The sequence below is a fragment of the Stagnimonas sp. FW305-C-60 genome (genome assembly GCF_058782965.1).
In genome coordinates this window covers 666,157-689,370 of record NZ_JBYSYF010000001.1, presented here as the reverse complement: position 1 = coordinate 689,370, position 23,214 = coordinate 666,157, and the positions used below count along the sequence as shown (strand labels likewise).

The following is a 23,214-nucleotide window of genomic DNA, read 5'->3' as shown; positions in this document are numbered from 1 at the left end:
CGGCTAAAACCGATAGGAGCCCATCAGCAGCAGCATCGACCAGTGCGGGTCCAGCGGCTTGTTGGCGTTGTCCTGCTGGGACACGCTGTAGGTGCCGTCGATCAGGTGGTACTCGGCCCAGAAACCCCAGTGCTCGTCCGGCCGCCAGTTGACCCCGGCGCTGAGGTCGTGCGCGTAGCAGGCGTGCTTGTCCTGCGGCAGGCCGTTGGAAGTGGCGCAGTCGCTGCCGTTGCGGTCGTTGCGGTCGAGCGCACCGACGTCGTAGCGGGCCATCAGCGTCCAGCGCGGGCTCAGGAAGTAGTCGGCCTGCAGATAGTAGCCGTCGCTGAGAAAATCCAGATGCGCGGGAACCCCGAAAGTGCGCAAGCTGCCATCGAAGCTGGTGATCCCGTATTCCGCGGTCAGGCTGTAGCGCTCGGCGTTGTAGCGGCCGGACAGCAGGTAGAGATCAAAGCCGAAGTCGAAGTCGGTGGGCACGCCGGGATTGGCTTCGAAAGCCAGCCGTCCATGGATGTAGGAGAGCGCCGCAGTCCAGCGGCCACCACCCCAGTCGTCCTGCAGGCGCGCCATACGAAAGTCGCGCAAATCAACCCGGCCCTGACTGGCCAGAGAACCAACCAGGCGCTCCTCCTCGGCGGTACCCAGCCCATGATCCGGGGCGTAGGTCGCCGCCAGCGAGAAGTAGTGGCTGTCCAGGTTCAGGCCGCCATAGGCCTGGACGCCATCGGAGGAGAACAACAGGGTGCGCGCGCCCTGGCTCTCGAAGTACACCGACAGCGGCAACAGGACGCCAGGGCGGGTAAACACCACGTCGCGGGTCTCGTTGAACAGCCCGTAGGAATTCTTCACCCGCCCGGCACGCAGGCCGAGATTGCCGGCCTCGCCGGACAGGAAGCGGTAATCGGCGAAGGCGTAGTCCAGGCGCGGACCGCCATCGTCGGTGGGGCCGGCGTCGCGCAACAGCAACTGCGCCGAGAGCAGCAGATCGGGCAGCGGCTTGAGCGAGCCGTTGAGGCCGGCCTCGTAGTACTCGAAGCTGCCGGCGGTACTGTCGCCGTAGTAGTCATTGCCCTCGCTCAGGATGAAGCCCTGGGAGAGAAAGCCATGCACCTGGTAGTCCAGCGCCCGCGCCGGCCCGGCGAGGCCCAGCGCCAGCGCCCAGGCCAGGGCCAGGCGCAATCGCCCAGGTCGATCCGGACGCACCCGTTCAGGGACTCGCATGCTCGCGCTCCTTGCGATCATTGCTGGCTAGGGAATGGAAACTCAGCTGCGAGCGCGGCCCCGCCGGCAGATAGCCGATGGCACCCTTCGAGCTCATCACCTTCTGGCGCATCTCTTCCTCACTGTGTACCACCTCGGGCGCAAGGCCGGTGCCGGTGAACACCAGCCGATCCCAGTTGCGGCGCAGGATGTATGGATAGGTGCCGAGCTTTTCACGCGCGAAGCGATCGTGCAGCGGGCTGCTTTCCGGCATCACGAAGGTGCGTATCGGGGTGCCGTCGGGCCATTGGCGGACGCGCATCAGGAAGATCGCCTGCAAGGTCGAGCGGCTGAACTCCTGGCCGCTCAAATCCGGGCTGGTGATGATCTGCACCGCGTCTTCGGCGGCGGCCGGGCAGGCGCAGACCAGCAGCCACAAGAGGGCGCTACGGCCAAACATCAGCAACCGCTTGGCGAATTTCCGGCGCACCAGGATTCTCCCCCCAGTTCCAGACAGAATTATGTTTGTTCCCAAACCAACGGCTGGAGCCAGATTACGCTGACCGCAGCCGTCCGTGTTGTGGATATGGGATTCTTCCTCGGGTGACAGGCCCCGACATCCCAAGGCCGAACGCGCATGGAGACCGTACGGTGACTGCCAGCTACGACATTGACCTGGTTCTGCTGTCGATCTTGATCGCGGCCCTGGCCTCCTACACCGCGCTGGCGCTGGCCGGACACGTGGTCGGCACCCGCGGCAGCGCCACCTGGAAGTGGCTGCTGGGAGGCGCCTTCGCCATGGGCAGCGGCATCTGGTCGATGCACTTCATCGGCATGCTGGCCTACAGCCTGCCGATCCGCATGGCCTACGACCCCGCACTCACCGCCTTGTCGCTGCTGATGGCGATTGTCAGTTCGGGCTTCGCACTCACGGTGGTCAGCCGACTGGCGGTCATCAGCGCCGATGAAGTGGACCCGCCGGTACTGGTCGCCGGCGGAATCATCATGGGCGCCGGCATCTGCGCCATGCACTACACCGGCATGGCGGCGATGCGCATGCAGCCGGGCATCGACTACCAGCCGGCGGTGTTCGCCGCCTCGATGCTGATCGCAGTCAGCGCCTCGGTGGCGGCGCTCTACCTTGCCTTCGTGCTGCGCGCCCACACCAGCCACCGCGGCAGCGCGCTGCGCCTGCTGGCTGCCCTGGTCATGGGCCTGGCGATCAGCGGCATGCACTACACCGGCATGGCCGCCGCCGACTTCGCGCCCGACTCCATCTGCGGCGTCAGTCCCGCCTTCGATCTCGACGGCGAGGAGCTGGGCTATGCCATCGCCGGCCTCATGCTGGCCCTGCTGGGCGGCACCATCTACCTGACGCTGCGCCGACCCGACGCCCGCCGCTAGCGCCACGCCAGCATCAGGCGCCTGATGATCTCCGGCAGATCGGAGCGCGGTTCGATGCGCTGATTCCACAGCGCCAGCAACTGCTGCACGCCGCGCTCGCGCTGCTCCGGGCGATCCGGCGTGGAGAAGCTCAGCGGCGGGCTGGTAGTGACCAGGATCAGCAGCGATTCCGCATAGATCTCGCCGCGCAGCTGGCCGAAGACCTGCGCGCCGCCACCAACCCCTTCGGCGGCGGCCGGCCGGGGTGGCGCGACTGAGCGCAGAGCGTGACCAACAAAAAGCGGCGAGCCGGCCTGCGCCGACTCGCCGCCTTTTCTGCCTGGGCTTATCTGGCCGAGGTCAGGGCGTTGCTGATGATTACTTCGACGCGGCGATTCTGCTGACGGCCGGTGGCCGACTCATTGCTGCCCACCGGACTGCCTTCGCCGAGACCGGCGGCGGCGAGTCGGCTGGCGCCGACGCCCTGGCCGATCAGATAGGCCTTCACCGCTTCGGCGCGGCGCTGCGACAGGCCCTGGTTGTAGTCCTCACTGCCGACGGTATCGGTGTGGCCTTCGATGACCACGGTGCGCGCCGGATAGCGGGTGAGAAACTGCGCCAGCTTGCTGAGATGGCCGGCGGCGCTGCCACGCAGATCGGAGCGGCCGGTGGCGAACAGCAGATCGCCCAGGGTCACCACCAGGCCGCGTTCGCTGTCCTTGGCGTTGAGCTCGGCGATCTGCCGCTGCAATTCCTCGGCCTGCTGCTGCGCGGTCTGCGTCGCCAGCGCGGCGGCATCGGCCTGGCCGCGTGCCAGCTCGGTCTCGCCGCGCGCCACACGAACCGCTTCATGCGCGCGGTCGGCCTCGTTGGTGCGGGCTTCCAGACGGGTGCTCTCGCGCTGCTCGGCCAGGGTCTTGCGCTGGTCCTCCAGCAAGCGGCTCCGCGCCCGCGCGCTGGCGATATCCAGCTTGCGATCGGCGATCAGCACCAGATGCTGACCCAACTCAGTGTCTTCGGTGGGTTGCTCGGCGGCTTGCACCGCCTGCTCGGCTTCCTTGAGCGCCACCGGCGCGCGGCTGGCGAGCTGCGGGTCGGCTTGCAGCGCCAGGAGCCTGGCGTGCAAGGCATCGGCGCCATCGGGCTTGGTGGCGGCGGGGGCGCAGGCGGCCAGAAACAGCGCCGCGGCGGCGATCGGGATCAGTTTTTTGAGGTTAGGGCTTAGCTGGTTCATTACTTGGCTCCGGTGTTCCGCTGCATTTCCTGCTTGAGGCTGTCGGTGCCTTTCAGGAGTTCTTCATTCACGCCGCGGGCTTTCGCCTGCTCGGCCTTGGCGCTGGCCAGCTCGGCACTCAGCCGCGCGCGCTCGGCCAGCCGCTGGGCTTGCACCATCTGCTCTTTTTCCACCGCGCTGCGGGCGGCGGCCAACTGGTCGCGGGCCTCGCCCAGTTCCGGCGAGGCGTAGTCGGCCACCCGCGCCTGCTCGGCATTGCGGATCGCCAACTCCGCCGCTTGCAGGGCGTCGGTGGGTGGCTGCGGCGCCGAGGCGCAGGCGGTAGCGAACAACAGCATGGCCAACAGTGCCGGCCGCAAGGGCTTGCGTGTTGGGGGTAGTGAAATGGCTGGATACTTTGTTGGCTGCATGGGGATCGTCCTGGTGAAAGTGGAGCGGAGCGGTTCTCCAAGCACGCCGAAGAAAGTGAAGTGATCGGGACTCAAAGAAAGCCAGCGCTTGCGGGGCTTTATTAGGAGCCCGGCGAACCAGACGCCGGTTGGCGCTGGCACTGCTGACGGTTTGCACAATGGCGGGGTGCGGACACAGGGTCTGTGCGCTGGCGTACCCGGCAGTCGGCATCGCCGACAAAAAAGCCGCACCGGCCCGACTGGGCGCGGTGCGGCTTATTGGCTATTGCCGAGCTTTAAATCTTGTTCTTCTCAAAAAAGCTCTTCACCTGTTTGTCGGCCTCGTCGCGCGTCACCGCGTAACGCTCCTGCACCAGGCCGGCGAGCTTTTCCTGATGCCCTTCCAGGCGCAGCAACTCGTCTTCGGTGAGCTTGCCCCAGGCGATCTTGGCGGCACCGACCTGTTGCTTCCATTGGCCCTTGAGGGCATCCACGCTGGGCAGGCTCATGAGCGCTTCGCCGGCTTGCTCATGGCGTCGTCATCGCCCTTCGCGGCGGTGCTCGGGGCCGGTGTGGCGGCCGCCTTCGCCGAGGCTTTCGGCTGGATCTCATGCACCGCTTCCTGGGCGGTGTCCTTGGGGTTGTTGAGGGTCTTGGCGGGCACCGGCTGCGGTTTGCTGTAGGCGGCGGGGTTGGGCTTGGCGTGGGCGGTGGCGATGGTCGGCCTGCCGATGCCAGCGCCGCCGTTGGGGGGATTCAGATGGGTCATGAGGTTCTCCGTGGCCAGCGGCTCGCGAGATTGCGAAGGGCGCTCTGACTACAACCGCCACGGTAGAGAGCCTGCCGGCCAAGGTCGGTACGCTGGCGCTCTTAGCCACCCGGCGTTGTTGGCGTACGTGCGACGACGTACAGACCGCGCGCCCGGCGGCGGCCAAGCTGCCGGTGCAGCGCACGCGGCATGAGGCTTAGCGAGCTGCGAGGAGCCGCAAGCATGACCAAGCAACCACCCGCTGCGCATAACACCGCCAAGCTAGAGCCCTACAGCCAGAAGCCCGCCGGCGAGCTGATGGTCCGCCGCAGCACCAGCCCTTCGGTAGATCAGAGCACCGCGCCCGAGCGCGAGGCGGCGGGCGTGGCCTTGGCCAGCGCGCGCTGGAAGCTGCACATCGGCAGCGCCCGCATCGTCTGGTCGCGGCTCAGCGAGGCGGAGTTGCTGGAGTCCGGTGGCGATGCCGGCAGGCTGAGCCTCCTGGTGCAGGCCCGCTACAGCCGCGCAGCGCCGGTGGCCGATCGCCAGGTTCTCGGCTTTCTCAGCCAGTACAAGCTCTAGTCTAGGGCGGCAGCCGGGCCAGCGCCGCTGGCAGCGCGGTCGTCGGTACGGCCACGGCGCTGGTGCCGCTCAAACCGCAGCCCGGCGGGCGTCACGCTGGCGACGGCGCAAGGACCAACCCAGCCAGCCCAGCTGCGACAGCGCCAGCACCGCCAGCAGCGCCGGTACCAGCAGCGGCACCGCCGCCGGCAAGAGATCGAGATTGCCCTTGGGGCCATAGACGGCGACCGGCCCATCGAGGCTGCCCTTGCGGTTGAGCAGTTCGACGTAAGCGTGGGTCGTCGGGGCTGCCAGTACCGGCCGCGCCTGGCCGATGCGCTCGGGCAGCGGCAGCAACAGGGGAGCGGTGTAGCTGACTTCCTGATCGTCATCGTGTCGGATCATGGCGCTGCTCCAGTGCCGGTGGTGCCCCGCCTGTTTCGAGGTCGGCGGCATCAAGTCAGACAGGCTAGGGCCGGCAGCAGCCGGCGTCGGTACGCTGGCGCACCCAGGCCCGATTGGAGCTAGGGCAGCAGCCCGGAATAGATCGCGTTCAACCGCTGATAGCAGTCGCAGGCGGCCTGCTGCAGGCCGGGCCGGTCGAGGATGCGAATGCCGCCGCGGCTGTAGCGGATCAGCTGGCGCCGCTGCAACTCGCCGGCGGCGGTGGTCACACCGCTGCGGCGCACACCCAGCAGCGCGGCGAGCTGGGCATGGGTTTGCTGGATGCGCTGGCCCTGGCCGCGGTCGTCGGCCATCAGGAGCCAGCGCGCCAGCCGCGCCTCGATGGGGTGGAAGCTGGCGCAGACCGCGGTCTGCGCCAGCTGGCTGAACACCACGCAGGCATAGATCTCGAGCTGGCCGCGCAGCACGGGCTGGGCCCGCAGCAGACGCCGGAACTGCGGCGCCCGCATTCGCCAGGCCGGCCCGGCGCCGCGCACCACCGCCCGCAGCGAGGAATGACGGCCGCCAAGCAGCAAAGGCAGGCCGAGCATGCCTTCGCGGCCGACCAGCGCCACTTCCAGCGCGGTGGTGGCGACCACCGGCGCGCTCAGCGAGATGTAGCTGCCGCTGGGGAAGTAGATCGCGCTAATCGGTGACTCGGGCTCACCCAGCGACTCGCCGGCCATGAGCTGCACCAGCTCGCAATCCGCACGCAGGCCCTGCCCCAGGCGTTTGGGCAGACGGTCGAGCAACTGATTGTTGGTGACCGGTTTGGCGCCCAGGCTAGGCATGTGCGGACTCCAGGAGCGAGGGGGTGCGGCCCGAAACCCCGGCACCCTGCCGTGCCCGGAATACCGCCGAACCCAGACTGTCGTCGGCACAAGGCCGCGTCGGTACGCTGGGACACGCAGGCGATACCGGGACGGCTCGCTCGGTGCTAGATCGCCACCACTTCCGGCAACAGGCGGTCGAACTCGCGCTTGACCACCGCGTAGCACTCGCAGGCGGCCTGCTCCAAGCCGGGCCGGTCGAGCACGGTGATCTGACCGCGGCGGTAGCGGATCAGGCCCTGCGCCTGCAGCTTGCCGGCGGCTTCGGTGACGCCTTCGCGGCGCACGCCGAGCATGTTGGCGATCAGCTCCTGGGTCATGTTCAGCTGATTGGAGTGCAGACGGTCCAGGCTCAGCAGCAGCCAGCGGCAGAGCTGCTGGTCGACGCTGTGATGGCGGTTGCAGACCGCGGTCTGCGACATCTGGGTCAGCAGCGCCTGGGTGTAGCGCAGCAGCAGGTGCTGCAGGGGGCCGGAGCGGTTGAACTCCTGCTTGAGCAGCGCGCCCTTCAGGCGATAGGCGTGGCCTGCGCTCTGCACCACCGCGCGGTTGGGTGTGGTCTCGCCGCCCATGAACAGCGCGACGCCGACCATGCCCTCGTTGCCGACCACGGCGATTTCCGCCGAGGCGCCGTCTTCCATCACGTACAGCAGGGAGACGATCGAATCGGTGGGGAAGTAAACATGCTGCAAGCTGCGCCCGGACTCGTAGAGCACATGCCCCAAGGGCATCGGCACCAGTTCCAGGCGCGGGAACACCCTCTCCCTGGCTTCCACCGGCAGCGCCCAGAGCAGATGATTCTGTTGCGGCAGGTGAGTTTCGTCCATGCGCCCTTTCCCGTTGAGCTGCCGTGGGGGCAATCCCCCCGCAAATTCATAGGGGATGCGCGCCGGCTTGGCGACACTCTAGGCGCATTTGCCTGGACCCGCATGTACGTTGCCGCACACAGTACCCGCGCCACTTAGGCGGCGGCCCGGGGGCTACCGGGCCGCCGCCGTCACGCGGACTCCTACTCGCTCTCCAGCTCGATCTTGCCGGCGAGCAGCACCGCGCCGTTCAAGCTGCCCTTCACCTCGCAGCGCTGGCCGTTGCGATCGGCGCCGAAGAACGCCGCCTCGCTGCTGGCCTGGTCGCCTTCCTCGTAACGGGTGCTGGCGTTCACCTGCACCGTGGTGCCATTGAGCACGAAGCTCTTGGCGCCGGCGTCAAAGCCGCTGATCTCGCCCTTGAGCTCCTGCCCGCCGCTGCTGCCCGAGCCGCCGCCGCTGCCGGACTTGAGCTCGACCTTCACCGCATAGCTGCGGCCAGAAACCTGGCGAGTGCTGTCGAACTTCACTTCCACGAAGCCGCCGTTCTGCAGCTGGTCGAAGCTCACGGCGCGATCGTCGCGCTCGATCACGGTGGAATCATCGGCGTAGTAGCCGGCGCTGCCGACCTCGAAGGTCCGCGCCATCGCATCGACCGCCGCGAGCGCGCCCTTGACCTCGCCGTCGGCGGCACCGGAGCCGGCGTTGCGGTGCTTGACCTCGACCTTGCTGGCGCGCAGCAGGTTGGCATCGTTGGCGTCGAAGCGGCCCTCGACCTCCACCCGCGCGCCTTCCACCAGCGTGCCGCTGAGACTGGCCTGGCTGTAGTCGACCACATAGCCGAGCAGGTTGAAGCGCCGCGCCGTGGTATCCAGGCCACTGAGCTGGGCTTCCAACTCGCCTTCGCCGCTGCGCTCGCCGCTGGCGCGGGATTCCACCTCGACCTTGCGGGCGACCAGGCGGCTGCCGCTGAGGCTGCCTTCGACCTCCGCCCGGACGCCGTTGGCCAGGCTGCCGCTCAGCGTCGCGCTGCCGTAGTCGACGCCCTGGCCGTCAATCAGGAAGCTCTTGGCCACGGTATCGAGGCCGCTCACCGGGCCGCGCAGCTCCACCTCGGAATAGCCGGCATCGCCGGCCTGCAACAGCTTGCGCTCGACACGGGTGGCGACCACCTGGCCATCGGCCTGGCGCTGGCCGGAGACCTCGACATAGTCGCCCACGCTCAGATCGGCCAGCGTCAGCGAGGTATAGCTGTCGTCCGGGTTGTCCTCGTAGATGCGGGTCAGGGCATCGACCAGCACGGTCTGCGAGTACAGCTCCAGCAGGCCGGCGGCGACGTCGACTCGCGACAGCGCACCTTTCACCTCGAAGCGCACCGCGACCTCCGACAACTGCACGGCGCCGTCAGCCTTGGCGCTGCTGGCGACGACGCGGGCCTGGATGACATCGCCGGGCTGCACGTCGTTGGCGCTGGCTGGTTTGCCGTTCTGGGTGACGCTGCCGCTGATGCTGGCCGGCAGGCCGCCAAAGGTCAGCGCCGTGGGCGTGCCGCCGACCACACCGGCCGCAGTCTTCGCCGGCGGCATCACCAGGCTGGCTCCGCTGGGGTCATTGCCGCCACCACAGGCGCCAAGACCAAGCGCCGCGATCGCGGCGAGAGATAGTTTTTTCATGTCTGCTCCAGAAAGAGCCGCATACCAGCGGCAGGCCGATACTGCCTGGACCCGCCTGTCTGAAACATTGCCGGAGCATGAATAGCTGTTCATCGGCCCTCAGCCGCCGACCGAAGGCCGCGGCTCGGCGAAGCGCCGGTAGAGGATGGGCAGCAGCACCAGGGTCAGCAGGGTGCTGCTGACCAGGCCGCCGATCACCACGATGGCGAGCGGCCGCTGAATCTCCGAGCCCGGCCCGCTGGCGAACAGCATGGGCACCAGGCCGATGGCGGTCATGCTGGCGGTGAGCAGCACCGGCCGCAGTCGGCGCAGCGCGCCCTGCACCACCACTTCCGCCAGCGGCAGACCTTCGGCCCGCAACTGGTTGAAGTAACTGACCAGCACCACGCCGTTGAGCACGGCGATGCCGAGCAGGGCGATGAAGCCCACCGAGGCCGGCACCGAGAGGTATTCGCCGGACACCGCGAGCGCCAGCACGCCGCCGATCAGCGCGAAGGGGATGTTGCTGAGCACCAGCACCGCCTGCCGCAGCGAGCCGAACACGCCGAACAGGATCAGGAAGATCAGCGCCAGCGCCACCGGCACCACCAGCGCCAGGCGCTGCGCGGCGCGCTGCTGGTTCTCGAACTGCCCGCCCCAGCTCAGGCGGTAGCCGGCCGGCAGCGGCACCGCCTGCTGCACGCGGGCGCGTGCTTCCTCGACGAAGCTGACCAGGTCACGGTCGCGGACATTGGCGATCACCACAGTGTTGCGCTCGCCCAGCTCGCGGCCGATCTGCACCGGCCCGCTGACCCGCTCGATGCGCGCCAACTGGCCAAGGCTGAGCCGCTCGCCGTCCGGCAGTTGCAGCGGCAGCGCCGCGAGTTGCTCGGGCGACTGCGCGGCGCCAGAGGCGCGCAGCAACAGCGGATAGCGGCGGCCGTCCTTCTGGATCAACCCCACCGGCTCGCCCTCGATCTGCAGGCGCAGCAGCTCCGACAGCGCATCGACGCTCAGGCCGTGGCGCGCGAGCGCCTCGCCGTCGGGCAGGGCGCGCAGGTATTGCACACCCTCGTTGGCGAGGTAGTAGACGTCCTCGGCGCCGGCGACGGTGCGCAGGCTGTCGGCGATCTCCGCCGCCTTGGCGTTGAGCACCGCCAGATCGGGGCCGTAGAGCCGCACCGCCAGATCGCCGCGCACGCCGAGGATCAGCTCGGAGACGCGCATCTCGATCGGCTGGTTGAAGGCGTAGGCGACGCCGGGAAAATCCTTCAGCACCTCGCGCAGGGCGTCGAGGATTTCCTGCTTGGTCTGGAAGCGCCATTCGCTGCGCGGCTTGAGCGCGAAGAATGAATCAGTCTGGTTGAGGCCCATGGGGTCGAGGCCGATCTCGTCGCTGCCGGCGCGCGCCACCACCAGCTCCAGCTCCGGCACCCGCGCCAGCGCCGCCTTCTGGAACGCGGTGTCGATCGCCAGCGAGGCGTCGAGGTTGATCGAGGGCAGTTTCTCCAACTGCACGATCAGGCTGCCTTCGTCCATGGTCGGCATGAAGGTCTTGCCGATGCGGCCATAGATCACGCCGGTGACCAGCAGCAGCGCCAGCGCCGCCGCCACCACCGAGCGCGGTCGCGCCAGCGCCGCGACCAGCAGTGGCTGATAGAGCCGCGCCAGCTTGCGCGGCAGCCAGGGATCGTCGTGGCCGCTCTCGTTTAGCAGCCAGCGCGCCGCCAGCGGGATCACGGTCAGCGACAGCAGCAGCGAGCCGGCCAGCGCGTAGACGATGGTCAGCGCCACCGGCGAAAACAGCTTGCCTTCGAGGCCTTGCAGACTCAGCAGCGGCAGGAACACCAGGGCGATGATCGCCATGCCGGCCACCACCGGCACCGCTACCTCGCGCACCGCCTCCAGCACCAGCCGGGTCTTGTTGTGGTCCTGCACGGCGCCGCCGTGATCGCTCTCGTGCAGATGGGCGACGATGTTCTCCACCACCACCACCGCCGCATCCACCAGCATGCCGATGGCGATGGCCAGGCCACCCAGACTCATCAGGTTGGCGGTGAGCCCGCTGGCGCGCATCAGCACGAAGGTCCACAGCGCCGACAGCGGCAGCACCAGGGCCACCACCAGGGCGGCGCGCAGGTTGCCGAGGAACAGCACCAGCAGGATCAGCACCAGCACCACCGCCTCGCCCAGCGCCTTGGCGACGGTATTCACGGCTTTGCCGACCAGCTCGCCGCGGTTGTAGAAGGTGACGATGTGCATGCCCTCGGGCAGCCGCGGCCGCAGTTCGTCCAGACGCGCCTGCACCCCGGCCACCAGCTCGCCGGCATTGGCGCCACGCAGGCCCAGCACCAGGCCCTGCACGGTTTCACCCTCGCCGTTGCGGGTGACGCCGCCCATGCGGGTGAGCGCGCCCAGGCGCACCTCGGCGACGTCGCGCACGCGCACCAGGGCACTGCCCTCGGCGCGCAGCACCAGATTGCCGATGTCGTCCAGCGACTCCAGCCGCCCCTGCACCCGCACCAGCAGCGCCTCCTCGCCCTCGTTGACGCGACCGGCGCCGTCGTTGCGGTTGAAGCGCTCCAGCGTGGCGCGCAGTTCGTCGAGGCTGAGCCCGGAGGCGGCCAGACGCGCGGGATCGGGCACCACCTCATAGGCGGTGGCGCGCCCCCCCAGCACGTTGACGTCGGCGACGCCGGCGACCGTGCGCAGCGCCGGCCGGATCTGCCAGTCCAGCACCTGCCGGCGTTCGGCCAGCGACTGCGGGCCTTCCACCGTGAACATCAGCATCTCGCCCAGCGGCGTGGTGATCGGCGCCAGACCGCCGCTGGCGTTCGCCGGCAGCGAACCCCAGATCGCGTTGAGCCGCTCGGCGACCTGGCTGCGCGCCCAATAGATGTCGGTGCCGTCGGCGAAGTCGAGGGTGATGTCGGCCAGGCCGTACTTGGTGGTGGAACGCAGCATGGTCTGGCTGGGCAGGCCCAGCAGTTCCAGCTCGACCGGCGCGGTCACCCGGGTCTCCATCTCCTCCGGCGTCATGCCGGCGACCTTGACGATGATCTTCACCTGCGGCGCGGAGACGTCGGGGAAGGCGTCGATCGGCAGGCGGTGAAAGCTATAGCCGCCGGCCACCACCAGAACCAGGGCGGCGAGCAAGGCGAGCAGCGGTCGCGTCAGCGCCGCGCGGGTAAGCGCAAGCAGCATGGCTATTCGCCTCCGCCGTGGCCCTGCCAGGCGCCCTTGAGCGCCACCGTGCCGCTGACCGCGACCTGGCTGTCGGCGCTCAGCTCGGCACGCAGGCTCAGTCGCTCACCGTCCTGCGCGAGCACCGTCACCGGCAGCACCCGGAAGCCCTGCGCCTCGCGCAGGAATACCACCGCGCCACCGGCATGGCGGCTGACCGCGCTGGCCGGCAGGCTCCAGGCCGGCCCCTCGCCGCCGAGCAGGCGCTGCACCTTGAGCCACTGGCCAGGCCGCAGATCGCCGGCCGCCGCCGGCAGCGTCGCGCGCACCGGCAGGGTCTGGGTGCTGCTGCTCGCCGCCCAGCCGACCTGCCGCACGCTGGCCTCGCGGCCATCGGGCAGGCGCAGGCGCTCGCCCGCCACCGGCGCCGGCTCGGCGACCGGCCATTGCAGCTCCAGCATCAGCCGGCGCGGGTCGATCAGCCGCAGCAGCGGATCGGCCTCGGCCAGGCGCTGCCCCGGCCGCGCCAGACGCTCGACCACGGTGGCGGCAGACGGCGCGCGCGCCAGCACCCGGCCCTGGCTCGCCTCGGCGGCGCTCAGACCCTGCAGGCGCAGGCGCATGCGGATGGCGGCCAACTGGCTCTCGGCCTGCAAGGCGGCCTGCTCGCTGGCCTGGGCGCGGCGGGCGGCGATGATGCCCTCGCGATGCAATTGCTGGTCGCGGTCGCTGTCGGCGCGCGCCAGCCGCGCCGCCGACTCCGCCTGCGCCAGCTCGGCGGCGAGTTGCGGGGCCTCGGGGCTGCGCAGCTCGGCGAGCACCGCACCGGCGGCGACCGCCTCGCCCTCGGCCACCGGCAGGCGCACCAGCACGCCGGCGGCGGGCGCGGTCACCACCCATTCGGCCTCGGGCGCCGGCACCACCTGCGCCGACAGCCGCGTACCGGCGGCTTGGTCGAGTCGCCGCGGCCGCTCCAGGCGGATGCCCAGGCTCTGGATCTGCGCGGCGCTGATCGCCAACGTCTCCGGCGCGGCCCGCGCCGTTGCCGGCAGGGCAAGACAGACGCCCAGCAGCAAGCCGCTGGCGTAGCAGGAAATCAGAAAGGGAACGGGAACTCTCACGGCAACACTCCATGAACCTGGTTGTAGCGGGCGATGGCGCGGGCCAGCGCCAGTCGCGACAGTTGCTGGACGCGCCCGGCTTCGGCGGCGCGGACTTCGCTGAGCAGGCGCTCGACTAGGGCGCTCTCGCCCAGTGCGTAGGCGCGGCGCGCCAGCGCCAGCTCCTGGCTGGCGAGCGCGTAGCGGCCCTGGCTGTCGGCGAGCGCCACCTCGCGCGCGTGCAACTCGTGCTCGGCCTCGTGCTGCGCCAGTTCCGCCTCCTGCTGCTGGCGGCGCAGCTCGTCGGCGGCGCGTGCCGCCTCCAACTCCAGCGGCGCCAGGCGCGCCTCCCGGTGACTGCCGCCACCGAAGGGCAGGCTGAGCTGGGCGGAGAGGCTGTCGGTGGTATCGGCGCCGTCCTGCTGATCCTGGCGCAGGCCCAGCAGCAAGCGCGGCGCGCCGGCGCCCTCGCGGCGGCCGGCGGCGAGCGCGGCTTCGGCCTGGTCCCTGGCCGCGCGTGCCGCCAGCAAGGGCAGGTAATCGCCCGGCGTCGCGGTGACCGGCTCGACCCGTTCGGCGGGCAAGGCCGACAGGCCGGTCAGCACCCGCCAGGCGAAGTGCCGGTCGGCCAGCACCACCTCGGCTTCGTGCACCGCCGCCTCGCGCTCGCGACGCAGGCCCTCGGCGCTGAGCACCTCGGCTGGCGCGGCGTCACCGGCGGCGACCCGGGCCCGCACCTCGGCTTCCAGTTGCCGGAAGGAGTCCAGTTCCGCCTGCGCCAGGTTCAGGCGCTCGCTCGCTTCGCGCAGCTCCCAGTAGCGCTCCCGCACCAGACCGGCGAGCCGCCAGCGGTGCAGGCGCGCGGCCTCGCCAGCCAGCGCGCGACTGGCACCGACCTCGCCGGCCAGGGCCTGGCGCTGGCCGGGTCGCCACAACGGCAGCTCGAAGCCGAACTCGGCCTCGCTAAGCCCCTGGCGGGTCTGCCAGCGGTCGCTGAGGTAGCGCAACTGGGCGCTGGGGGCGCCGGCCAGCCAGCTCCCGGCGCGCTGTCGATAGGTGTCGGCCAACCCGGCCTGCGCGGCGACCAGCGCGGCGCCCGGCGCGCGCGCCAGCGCCGCCTCGAGCACGCCGGCCAGGCTCAAGTCCGCATCGGTCTCGAGCACCAGGCGCTCCTCGGCCTCGTGGTCGGCGGGGCTCTGCGCCCACGCCGGCGCGGCCAGGGCCATCAGCAGGATCAGCAGCGTGCTGGGGAGTTGCCTGGAAAACATATCTGCCGCTCGGCCGAAGTATGGCGATTACCTTCGGCAATCGAGCCTTGCCGGAGCATGTCCGAAGCATGAACAAACGTTAATGTTGCGGCCATCATCCGGTTAGGAGCAGGCACCTAGGCTGCACCGCCATGACCCAGAGTCCAGTCCCCAAGGAGACCGTCATGACCGACCTCAAGCCTCGCGGCGCCAACCTGCGCTACAGCCACGCCGTGCTGGCCTTGGCGGTGCTGCACCAGTTGATCGGTTCGGAGTGGATGTCCAAGCCCTGGCGCTTCAAGGAAGCCAGCGCCTGGCAGATCCAGTTGTACGAACTGCACGAGTGGACCGGCCTGGCCGCCAGTCTGCTGCTGGTGCTGCTGATCTGGAGCCTGTGGCGCCGCTATGGCGCCGACACTCTGGCCCGCTTCCTGCCCTGGCTGAGCGGTGTCGGCCGTGGCGCGCTGGCCGGCGAGCTGCGCGGCCTTCTGGACGGTCTGCCGCGACTGCAAGCGCCTGACGCCAGTCAGACCCGCGTGCTGGCGGCGGCGGTGGAGGGCCTGGGCGTGCTGACCCTGCTGTTCTTCGCCAGCACCGGCGTCGCCATGTGGCTGCTGGAAGACCAGCTCGAGTTGATGCACGAGATCGGCAGCATCCACGAATGGGGCGCACTGCCCTTGCAGGCCTACCTCGCCGGCCACGCCGGCATGGCCCTGATCCACGAATGGCGTGGCGAAGGCCTGCTGCGCCGCATGTTCCGGGGAGCCTGAGGCCATGCGCATTCTGGTGGTGGAGGACGACGCCGAGATCGCCGGCTTTCTGCTGAAAGCACTGCGCGAGGCCGGTCATGTCGTCGAGCATGCGGCCGACGGCCGCCAGGGCCTGTTCCTGGCCACCGGCGAGGCCTACGACGCCATCGTGCTCGATCGCCTGCTGCCGATAATGGACGGCCTGGCCATGCTCGCCGCGCTGCGCGCCACCGGCTCGCGGGTGCCGGTGCTGATCCTCTCCGCGCTCGGTCAGGTCGACGAGCGCATCAAGGGCCTGCGCGCCGGCGGCGACGACTATCTGGTCAAGCCCTTCGCGATGGCCGAGCTGCAGGCCCGCCTGGAGGCGATCACCCGTCGCGGCCTGCTGCCATCGGCCGAGAGCCGCCTGCGCGTCGCCGACCTGGAACTCGACCGCATGGCGCATGTGGTCAAGCGCGGCGGCGAGGTCATCACGCTCAAGCCGCAGGAATACCGGGTGCTGGAATTCCTGATGCGCCACGCCGGCCAGGTGGTGACCCGCACCATGCTGCTGGAAGGTGTCTGGGACTATCACTTCGACCCGCAGACCAATGTCATCGACGTGCACGTCTCGCGGCTGCGCGCCAAGGTCGATCGCGAACCCTGGACGCCGCTGATCCACACCCTGCGCGGCTCCGGCTATTGCCTGCGCGAGCCACAATGAGATGCTGTGGGGGATGAAGCTCAGACTCTCCACCTCCGCCCGCCTGACTCTCGCCAACAGCGCCCTGCTGGCGCTGAGCTTTGGTCTGCTGCTGCTGTTCATCACCTGGCTGGCCGACCGCTTCATGGTCAGCCATGTCGAAGAGAGCGTCGATGCCGAGTTGCACATCCTGCAAGCCGAGGAGTACATCGATGGCCGCCGCGGCGTCGAGGCGCTGATCGAGCAGCGCCTGCGCAACGGCACGCCCAATCACGACCGCCTGTACCGGCTGGAAAGCGCCAAGGGCCGGAAGCTGGCCGGCAATGTCGATGTCTGGCCGGCCGTCACCCCCGAGGCCGAGCAGGTATTCCGCCTGCCCAGCCGCAAGTATCCCGGGCAGACCCGGGTGGTGGCCGAATGGACCCGGCTGGCCGACGGCAGCCGCCTGCTGGTCGGCTATGACGAGATCGAGATCGCGCAGGTGCGCAGCGACATCCGCCGCGCCGCGCTGTGGAGCCTGGGGGCCATGCTGCTGATCTCGCTCACCGCCGGCCTGCTGCTGACCCGCGCCGCGCTGCGGCCGGTGGAGGCGATCCGCGCCGCGGCGCAGAAGATCATCGCCGGCGACCTGCGCCACCGGGTGCCGGCGCGCCCGGATGGCGACGAGTTCGATCGCCTGGGCGAGACGCTCAACGCCATGCTCGAGCGCATCAACGCGCTGATCGCCTCGGTGCGCGGCGCTACCGACAACATCGCCCACGACCTGCGCTCGCCGCTCACCCGCCTACGCTCGCGCCTGGAGGCGGCACTCGCCAGTCCGCCGGCCGCCGCCGAGCTGCCGGCCTGGATCGAGCGCCACCTCGCCGACCTCGACCAGGTGCTGGCCACCTTCCAGTCGCTGCTGCGCATCGCCACCGTCGAGTCCGGCCTGCTGCGGCAGGAATTCGAGGCCTGCGACCTCGCCCAGCTGGCGCAGGACGCCGCCGACTACATCGAGCCGCTGGCCGAGGAAAAGCAGCAGCGCCTGCAGCTGGACCTGCTGCCGGGTCCGCCGCTGCGCGGCCACCGTCACCTGCTGTTCCAGATGCTGGTCAACCTGCTCGACAACGCCGTCAAGTACAGCCCGGCCGGCGGCCTGATCCGCCTCAGTGCCCGCCCCGAGGCGCACGCCTGGGTGCTGGAAGTCAGCGACGCCGGCCCGGGCATTCCGGCCGGCGAGCGCGAGCGGGTGTTCGAGCGCCTGGTTCGGCTGGATGCCTCGCGCCACGAACCCGGCCTGGGCTTGGGCCTGTCGCTGGTGCGCGCCATCGTCGACCTGCACCAAGGCCAGGTGGCGGTGCTCGACCAGCAGCCCGGCGCCCGGGTACGGGTGCGGTTGCCGCTGGTGGTCTGAACCTAGTGCCGCTTCAGGGCATCGGCCAGCGCCGCGCCCAGCGAGCCCTGCGGTGCCGGCGTCGCGCGCGGCGGCTTGCCGCCCGCGCGCGAGGGTGGAGCCCCACGGCCGCGAGAGTCGCCCCTGGCCTCACCCGCCGTCGGCGCGCGACTGCTGGCGCTGCCGTCGTCCTTCTTCATCGACAGCGCGATGCGCTGGCGCTTGAGGTCCACTTCCACCACCCGCACCTTGACGATCTGGCCGGCCTTCACCACCTCGTGCGGGTTCTTCACGAACTTGTCGGAGAGCTGCGAGACGTGCACCAGGCCATCCTGATGGACGCCGATGTCGACGAAGGCCCCGAAGGCGGCGACGTTGGTGACGGTGCCTTCCAGCACCATGCCCGGCAGCAGATCCTTCAGCTCGTTGATGCCCTCGGCGAAGGCCGCGGTGCGGAATTCCGGGCGCGGATCGCGGCCGGGTTTTTCCAGCTCGCCGAGGATGTCGCGCACCGTCGGCAGGCCGAAGCGCGCGTCGGCGAACTGCCGCGGGTCGAGCTGCTTGAGCGCGGCGCTGTCGCCCATCAGGGTCTTCAGCTCGCGGCCACAGGCGGCGACGATACGGCGCGCCAGCTCGTAGGCCTCGGGATGCACGGCGGAGGCATCCAGCGGCTCGGCGCCGTCGCGGATGCGCAGGAAGCCGGCGCACTGCTCGAAGGTCTTCGGCCCCAGGCGCGACACTTCCAGCAACTGCTTGCGGCTCTGGAAGGCACCGTGCTGGTCGCGGTGGAAGACGATGGACTCGGCCAGCGAGCTGCCCAGGCCGGAAACCCGCGCCAGCAGCGAGGCGGAGGCGGTGTTGAGATCGACGCCGACCGCGTTCACCGCGTCTTCCACCACCGCATCCAGCGACTTCGCCAGCCGGTACTGATCGACATCGTGCTGGTACTGGCCGACGCCGATCGACTTGGGGTCGATCTTCACCAGCTCGGCCAGCGGGTCTTGCAGGCGGCGGGCGATCGACACCGCGCCGCGCAGCGAGACGTCGAGCTGCGGGAACTCCGCCGCCGCCAGCTCCGAGGCCGAGTACACCGAGGCGCCGGCCTCGCTGACCACCACCGTGCGGGGGCGCGGCTCGGGCAGCGCCGGCAGCAGCTCGGCGACCAGCTTCTCGGTCTCGCGGCTGGCGGTGCCGTTGCCGATGGCGATCAGTTGCACGCCGTGCTGCTTGATCAGCCGCGCCAGCTCGGCCTGCGCGCCGCGCACGTCATTGCGCGGCTGGAAGGGATAGACGGTGGCGGTCTCCAAGAGCTTGCCGGTGCCGTCGACCACCGCCGCCTTCACGCCGGTGCGGATGCCCGGGTCCAGGCCCAGCGTGGCGCGCGAACCGGCGGGTGCGGCCAGCAGCAGATCCTTGAGATTGCGCGCGAACACCTCGATGGCCTCCGCCTCGGCGCGGGCGCGCAGCTCCATCATCAGATCGACGGTGAGGCTCAGCGACAGCTTCACCCGCCAGCACCAGCGCGCCACCTCCTGCAGCCAGGCATCGGCGGCGCCGGCCTCGGCGCGGATGTGGTGCTGCTCGGCGATCATCCGCTCCACCGGCTTGACCGATGACGGGTCGTCGGCGTCGATCTCCAGATCCAGCATCAGGATCTCTTCGTTGCGGCCGCGCAGCATCGCCAGCGCGCGGTGGCCGGCGACCCGCGCCCAGGGTTCGGCGTGGTCGAAGTAGTCGGAATACTTGGCACCCGCCTCGGCCTTGCCCTCCATCAGCCGTGAGCGCAGCACGCCGCGATCACGCAGGTACTGGCGCAGGCGGCCGAGCAGGCTGGCGTCTTCGGCGAAACGCTCGCTGAGGATGTCGCGGGCGCCTTCCAGCGCCGCCTTCACGTCGGCCACCTCGCCCTGCACGTAGGCGGCGGCGGCTTCCGTCGGCACTTGCTTGCGGTCGCTGTAGAGCAGGTCCGCCAGCGGCTCCAGGCCGCGCTCGCGGGCGATCTCGGCGCGGGTGCGGCGCTTGGGCTTATAGGGCAGATACAGGTCCTCGACCTCGGCCTTGCTGCTGGCGGCGAGCAGCTGCGCTTCCAGCGCCTCGCTGAGCTTGTCCTGGCCACGAATCGACTCGATCACCGCCGCGCGGCGGTCTTCCAGCTCGCGCAGATAGCCCAGGCGCTCTTCCAGCCGGCGCAACTGGGTGTCGTCGAGGCCGCCGGTGATCTCCTTGCGGTAGCGGGCGATGAACGGCACGGTGGCACCCTCGTCGAGCAGCGCCACCGCCGCCTCCACCTGCCGGGGCTGGGCCGCGATCTCGCCGGCGATGGTGCGCAGGATCTGGGTACGGACGTCGGCGGCAGCGGTCATGGGGTCGCAGAGGCGGTTGCAGGCGGCCGGCGACGATACGGGCTGGCCGCCGCGAATCCAAGCCTGGATTTCAGTTCAGAGCGAGTCCGCCAGCAGCGCCGCCAGGCGGTTGAGGTGCTGCTCGCTGGGCACCGCCACGTAGCGGGCGATGCGCGCGCAGTCAGCGGCGGACTGGAAGCGCTGACACCAGACGATGCAGGTGCGGCCCTCATGGGCTTCGAGGTCGATGCTCAGGTCGAACGGCGGGCCGGACAGGTGCCGCAGCACGATGCGTCGCGCCGGCAGCAGCTCCACGAAGCGGCTCTCGTTGGGGTAGTGGCTTCCATCCGGGCCGTGCATCACGTAGCGCCAGATGCCGCCCGGCCAGGGCTCGAACTGCTGGAAGCTGCTGCGGAAGCCCTGCGGCCCCCACCAGCGCGCCAGACGGCCGGGGTCGGCGAAAGCGGCGTAGACCTGCTCCGGCGTGGCCTCGAGCAGGCGCGAACTGAGGAGTTCGCAGTCGCTCGCGTCGATTGCCGGGATGAGGCTCATGCCGCTCCTCCGCGCGAATACCGAAGGCTGGGGCGCAAAGCTTAGCCGGACTCGCCGGCCTTGCGTAGCCGGCGGGTTTTGATTGCCCCCTGGCTGGCAGCGGGCCGGGGCGGCATGCCTACACTGTCGGCATGGATGCCTCGCCAGCTGCCGTCCCCCACCCGCACCAGCGCCCTGCCGGCGCCGTTCGGCGCTGGTTGCTGAGGCTGGCCGCCAGCCTGGGCGTGCGCGACCCCGGCCGGCCGGCCGAATGGGGCCTGCGGCTGGTGCTGCTGCCACCGGAAGCCCGACCTCCGCTGCCGGCACCGCTGGCCCGGGGACTGGCCTGGCTGGGAACGACCGCCGCGCGCGGACTGGCGGTGCCGGCGCCGCGCCGCTGGCGCGACTGGTGCGCGGCGCTGCTGCTATCGCGGCCGATGCCGGAGTTCCCGGCGCCCCTCCCCGGCACCTGGCGGCCGGGCTTCCTCGCTCCTGCCTACTGGCTGGCGGAACCCTGGCTCTCGCCCCTGCTATGGCCGCTGCGGCGGCTGCTGGCCAAGCTGGACCGCCTCGACTACCGCGCCGGCGGCGCGCGGCTGGAACAGCTGGTGCAGTCGGTGGAATCGCACCGGCGGCTGCGCGTCCTGCTGCTGTTGGTGAGCCTGCCGCTGGCCTTCATGGCGATCAGCACGCCGCTGGACCTGCCGCGCCAGTTCCTGTTCCTGGCCCTGCTGTGGGGCGCGGCGATGCTGGTGCGGCGCCTGCCCGGCGATGTGCCGACACTGATTCTGGTTGGCCTGTCGCTGATCGCCTCCGGCCGCTACATCTGGTGGCGGCTGACCAGCACGCTCGATCTCGAAGGCCCGCTGGCGCACTTTCTCGGCTACGGCCTGGTGGTGGCGGAGATGTACACCTGGCTGATCCTGCTCCTGGGCTATGTGCAGAACGTCTGGCCGCTCAAGCGCCAGCCGGTGCTGCTGCCGGCCGACAGCCGCCTGTGGCCGACGGTGGACGTCTACATCCCCAGCTACAACGAGCCGCTGAAAGTGGTGAAGCCCACCGTGCTGGCCGCCGCCAACCTCGACTGGCCGGCCGACAAGCTCAAGGTCTACCTGCTCGATGACGGCCGCCGCGAGGATTTCCGCGCCTTCGCCGCCGAAGCCGGGGTCGAATACCTGACCCGACCGGACAACCGCCACGCCAAGGCCGGCAACCTCAACCACGCGCTGGCCGAAACCCGCGGCGAGTACGTCGCCATCTTCGACTGCGATCACATCCCGACCCGCTCCTTTCTGCAGATGACCATGGGCTGGTTTCTGCGCGACCGCCGCTGCGCGATGCTGCAGACCCCGCACCATTTCTTCTCGCCCGATCCCTTCGAGCGCAATCTCGATACCTTCCGCCGGGTGCCCAACGAGGGCAGCCTGTTCTATGGCCTGGTGCAGGACGGCAACGACCTCTGGAACGCCGCCTTCTTCTGTGGCTCCTGCGCGGTGCTGCGCCGCGCGGCGCTGGAGGAGGTCGGCGGCATCGCGGTGGAAACCGTCACCGAGGACGCGCACACCGCGCTGAAGATGCACCGGCGCGGCTGGACCACCGCCTATCTCAATCTGCCGCAGGCGGCGGGGCTGGCCACCGAATCGCTGTCGGCACACGTTGGCCAGCGCATCCGCTGGGCACGTGGCATGGCGCAGATTTTTCGCGTCGACAACCCGCTGTTCGGGCCGGGGCTGAGCCTGTTCCAGCGGCTCTGCTATTCCAACGCGATGCTGCACTTCTTCCACGGCCTGCCGCGCCTGGCGTTTCTCACCGCGCCGCTCAGCTATCTGTTCTTCGAGGCGCACGTCATCACCACCTCGGCGCCGATGCTGCTGGCCTACGCGCTGCCGCATCTGATGCAGGCCAGCCTCGCCAACTCGCGCATCCAGGGCCAGTACCGGCACTCGTTCTGGGCCGAGGCCTACGAGACGGTGCTGGCCTGGTACATCGCCCTGCCCACCACCCTGGCGCTGCTCGCGCCGCGCGTCGGCAAGTTCAACGTCACCGTCAAGGGCGGGCTGGTGGAGCGCGCCTATTTCGACTGGCGCATCGCCGCGCCGTTCATGGTGCTGGCCCTGCTCAATCTCGCCGGCCTGGTGCTGGGTGTCATCCGCCTGCTCTGGTGGAACACCGAGGACGCCGGCACGGTGCTGATCAACCTCGCCTGGACGCTCTACAACCTGGTGATGGTCGGCACCGCGCTGGGCGTCTGCGCCGAGGCCCGGCAGGTGCGGCTGACGCCGCGCATCCGCATGTGGCTGCCGGCGGCGGTCCGGCTCGGCGACGGCGCCAGCCAGCGCTGCGAGGTGCGTGACTACTCGCTCAACGGCCTGGGCCTGTCGCTGGACAGCGAGCTGCCGCTGGAGCCCGGCGCGGCGCTGACCGTGAGCCTGTTCCACCGCGGCGGTCAGTACGACTTCCCGGCGCGGGTCAGCGACTGGAGCGCGCCGCGCCTGGGCGTGCAGTTTGAGCCGCTGAGCCTGCAGCAGGAGCGCGATCTGATCGAATGCACCTTCGGCCGCGCCGACGCCTGGCTGCAATGGCTGCCGCCCGACACCAGCGACCGGCCGATGGCCAGCATGCTGGAAGTGCTGCACTTCGGCCTGCGCGGCTTCTGGTATTTCCTGCGCAGCTTCGGCCGCGCCGCGCTGGTCTGGCGGCGACCGCTGGTGCCAGGCGAGGCCGACTCGGGCAAGCTCCTGACCGAGCGAGGCGGATAAAG

21 protein-coding genes are annotated in these 23,214 nt (G+C 69.9%); 6 read left to right on the top strand and 15 right to left on the bottom strand.

Features of this window, described 5'->3' with window-relative positions:
- Positions 1–3: 3 nt before the first annotated feature.
- Together AC3WT6_RS03140 and AC3WT6_RS03135 are read right to left on the bottom strand one after the other, a co-directional pair.
- Positions 4–1,221, bottom strand: a complete 1,218-nt coding sequence (locus AC3WT6_RS03140; protein WP_492652101.1) for a porin family protein — start codon at positions 1,219–1,221, stop codon at positions 4–6.
- Entirely contained in the window at positions 1,208–1,690 is a 483-nt protein-coding gene (locus AC3WT6_RS03135) for a type 2 periplasmic-binding domain-containing protein (protein WP_492652100.1), read from the bottom strand. Before AC3WT6_RS03135 ends, AC3WT6_RS03140 begins: the two co-directional genes overlap by 14 nt.
- Before the next feature lie 161 nt (positions 1,691–1,851).
- Here AC3WT6_RS03135 and AC3WT6_RS03130 point away from each other — a divergent pair, with 161 nt between their 5' ends.
- On the top strand, positions 1,852–2,604 hold the full coding sequence (locus AC3WT6_RS03130) for an MHYT domain-containing protein (RefSeq protein WP_492652099.1): 753 nt from the start codon (positions 1,852–1,854) through the stop codon (positions 2,602–2,604).
- Between the two features lie 325 nt (positions 2,605–2,929).
- Here AC3WT6_RS03130 and AC3WT6_RS03125 read toward each other — a convergent pair whose 3' ends face one another.
- The 4 genes from AC3WT6_RS03125 to AC3WT6_RS03110 all read right to left on the bottom strand — a co-directional run bounded on the left by AC3WT6_RS03125 (position 2,930) and on the right by AC3WT6_RS03110 (position 4,975).
- The gene (locus AC3WT6_RS03125; protein ID WP_492652098.1) at positions 2,930–3,817 is read right to left on the bottom strand and encodes an OmpA family protein; all 888 of its coding nucleotides are present in this window, start codon (positions 3,815–3,817) and stop codon (positions 2,930–2,932) included.
- The gene (locus AC3WT6_RS03120) at positions 3,817–4,155 is read right to left on the bottom strand and encodes a DUF4398 domain-containing protein (RefSeq protein ID WP_492652097.1); all 339 of its coding nucleotides are present in this window, start codon (positions 4,153–4,155) and stop codon (positions 3,817–3,819) included. The genes AC3WT6_RS03125 and AC3WT6_RS03120 overlap by 1 nt, the downstream gene beginning before the upstream one ends.
- Positions 4,156–4,502: 347 nt before the next feature.
- Positions 4,503–4,715, bottom strand: a complete 213-nt coding sequence (locus AC3WT6_RS03115) for a CsbD family protein (RefSeq protein ID WP_492652096.1) — start codon at positions 4,713–4,715, stop codon at positions 4,503–4,505.
- Positions 4,712–4,975 (bottom strand): hypothetical protein, encoded by a 264-nt coding sequence (locus AC3WT6_RS03110; RefSeq protein ID WP_492652095.1) that lies wholly within the window; start codon positions 4,973–4,975, stop codon positions 4,712–4,714. The genes AC3WT6_RS03115 and AC3WT6_RS03110 overlap by 4 nt, the downstream gene beginning before the upstream one ends.
- A gap of 222 nt (positions 4,976–5,197) precedes the next feature.
- On the opposite strand from AC3WT6_RS03110, the gene AC3WT6_RS03105 reads away from it, so the two are divergent.
- The gene (locus tag AC3WT6_RS03105; protein WP_492652094.1) at positions 5,198–5,536 is read left to right on the top strand and encodes a hypothetical protein; all 339 of its coding nucleotides are present in this window, start codon (positions 5,198–5,200) and stop codon (positions 5,534–5,536) included.
- 69 nt (positions 5,537–5,605) lie between these two features.
- Here the strand turns inward: AC3WT6_RS03105 and AC3WT6_RS03100 are convergent, their stop codons facing one another.
- The 7 genes from AC3WT6_RS03100 to AC3WT6_RS03070 all read right to left on the bottom strand — a co-directional run bounded on the left by AC3WT6_RS03100 (position 5,606) and on the right by AC3WT6_RS03070 (position 14,798).
- On the bottom strand, positions 5,606–5,920 hold the full coding sequence (locus AC3WT6_RS03100; RefSeq protein WP_492652093.1) for a hypothetical protein: 315 nt from the start codon (positions 5,918–5,920) through the stop codon (positions 5,606–5,608).
- Positions 5,921–6,039: 119 nt separating this feature from the next.
- On the bottom strand, positions 6,040–6,750 hold the full coding sequence (locus AC3WT6_RS03095) for a Crp/Fnr family transcriptional regulator (protein ID WP_492652092.1): 711 nt from the start codon (positions 6,748–6,750) through the stop codon (positions 6,040–6,042).
- A 146-nt stretch (positions 6,751–6,896) separates the two neighbouring features.
- Complete coding sequence (locus AC3WT6_RS03090) at positions 6,897–7,616, bottom strand: Crp/Fnr family transcriptional regulator (protein ID WP_492652091.1); 720 nt, start codon at positions 7,614–7,616, stop codon at positions 6,897–6,899.
- Positions 7,617–7,798: 182 nt separating this feature from the next.
- On the bottom strand, positions 7,799–9,268 hold the full coding sequence (locus AC3WT6_RS03085; protein WP_492652090.1) for a DUF5666 domain-containing protein: 1,470 nt from the start codon (positions 9,266–9,268) through the stop codon (positions 7,799–7,801).
- Positions 9,269–9,367: 99 nt separating this feature from the next.
- Entirely contained in the window at positions 9,368–12,451 is a 3,084-nt protein-coding gene (locus tag AC3WT6_RS03080) for an efflux RND transporter permease subunit (protein WP_492652089.1), read from the bottom strand.
- A gap of 2 nt (positions 12,452–12,453) precedes the next feature.
- Positions 12,454–13,551, bottom strand: a complete 1,098-nt coding sequence (locus AC3WT6_RS03075) for an efflux RND transporter periplasmic adaptor subunit (protein WP_492652088.1) — start codon at positions 13,549–13,551, stop codon at positions 12,454–12,456.
- Positions 13,548–14,798 carry a TolC family protein gene (locus AC3WT6_RS03070; protein ID WP_492652087.1) on the bottom strand — a complete coding sequence of 417 codons (1,251 nt, stop codon included), beginning with the start codon at positions 14,796–14,798 and terminating at the stop codon, positions 13,548–13,550. Before AC3WT6_RS03070 ends, AC3WT6_RS03075 begins: the two co-directional genes overlap by 4 nt.
- A gap of 131 nt (positions 14,799–14,929) precedes the next feature.
- Here AC3WT6_RS03070 and AC3WT6_RS03065 point away from each other — a divergent pair, with 131 nt between their 5' ends.
- The 3 genes from AC3WT6_RS03065 to AC3WT6_RS03055 are packed head-to-tail and all read left to right on the top strand — an operon-like array spanning position 14,930 to position 17,601.
- Positions 14,930–15,547: a cytochrome b/b6 domain-containing protein gene (locus tag AC3WT6_RS03065; RefSeq protein WP_492652086.1), complete on the top strand. Its 618-nt coding sequence runs from the start codon at positions 14,930–14,932 to the stop codon at positions 15,545–15,547.
- Between the two features lie 4 nt (positions 15,548–15,551).
- On the top strand, positions 15,552–16,229 hold the full coding sequence (locus AC3WT6_RS03060) for a response regulator transcription factor (RefSeq protein WP_492652085.1): 678 nt from the start codon (positions 15,552–15,554) through the stop codon (positions 16,227–16,229).
- A gap of 13 nt (positions 16,230–16,242) precedes the next feature.
- Positions 16,243–17,601: a HAMP domain-containing sensor histidine kinase gene (locus AC3WT6_RS03055; RefSeq protein WP_492652084.1), complete on the top strand. Its 1,359-nt coding sequence runs from the start codon at positions 16,243–16,245 to the stop codon at positions 17,599–17,601.
- Positions 17,602–17,603: 2 nt separating this feature from the next.
- Here the strand turns inward: AC3WT6_RS03055 and AC3WT6_RS03050 are convergent, their stop codons facing one another.
- Entirely contained in the window at positions 17,604–19,943 is a 2,340-nt protein-coding gene (locus AC3WT6_RS03050) for a Tex family protein (RefSeq protein WP_492652083.1), read from the bottom strand.
- A 75-nt stretch (positions 19,944–20,018) separates the two neighbouring features.
- Positions 20,019–20,474 carry an SRPBCC family protein gene (locus tag AC3WT6_RS03045; RefSeq protein ID WP_492652082.1) on the bottom strand — a complete coding sequence of 152 codons (456 nt, stop codon included), beginning with the start codon at positions 20,472–20,474 and terminating at the stop codon, positions 20,019–20,021.
- 131 nt (positions 20,475–20,605) lie between these two features.
- On the opposite strand from AC3WT6_RS03045, the gene bcsA reads away from it, so the two are divergent.
- The gene (gene bcsA, locus AC3WT6_RS03040; protein ID WP_492652081.1) at positions 20,606–23,212 is read left to right on the top strand and encodes a UDP-forming cellulose synthase catalytic subunit; all 2,607 of its coding nucleotides are present in this window, start codon (positions 20,606–20,608) and stop codon (positions 23,210–23,212) included.
- Positions 23,213–23,214: the final 2 nt, after the last annotated feature.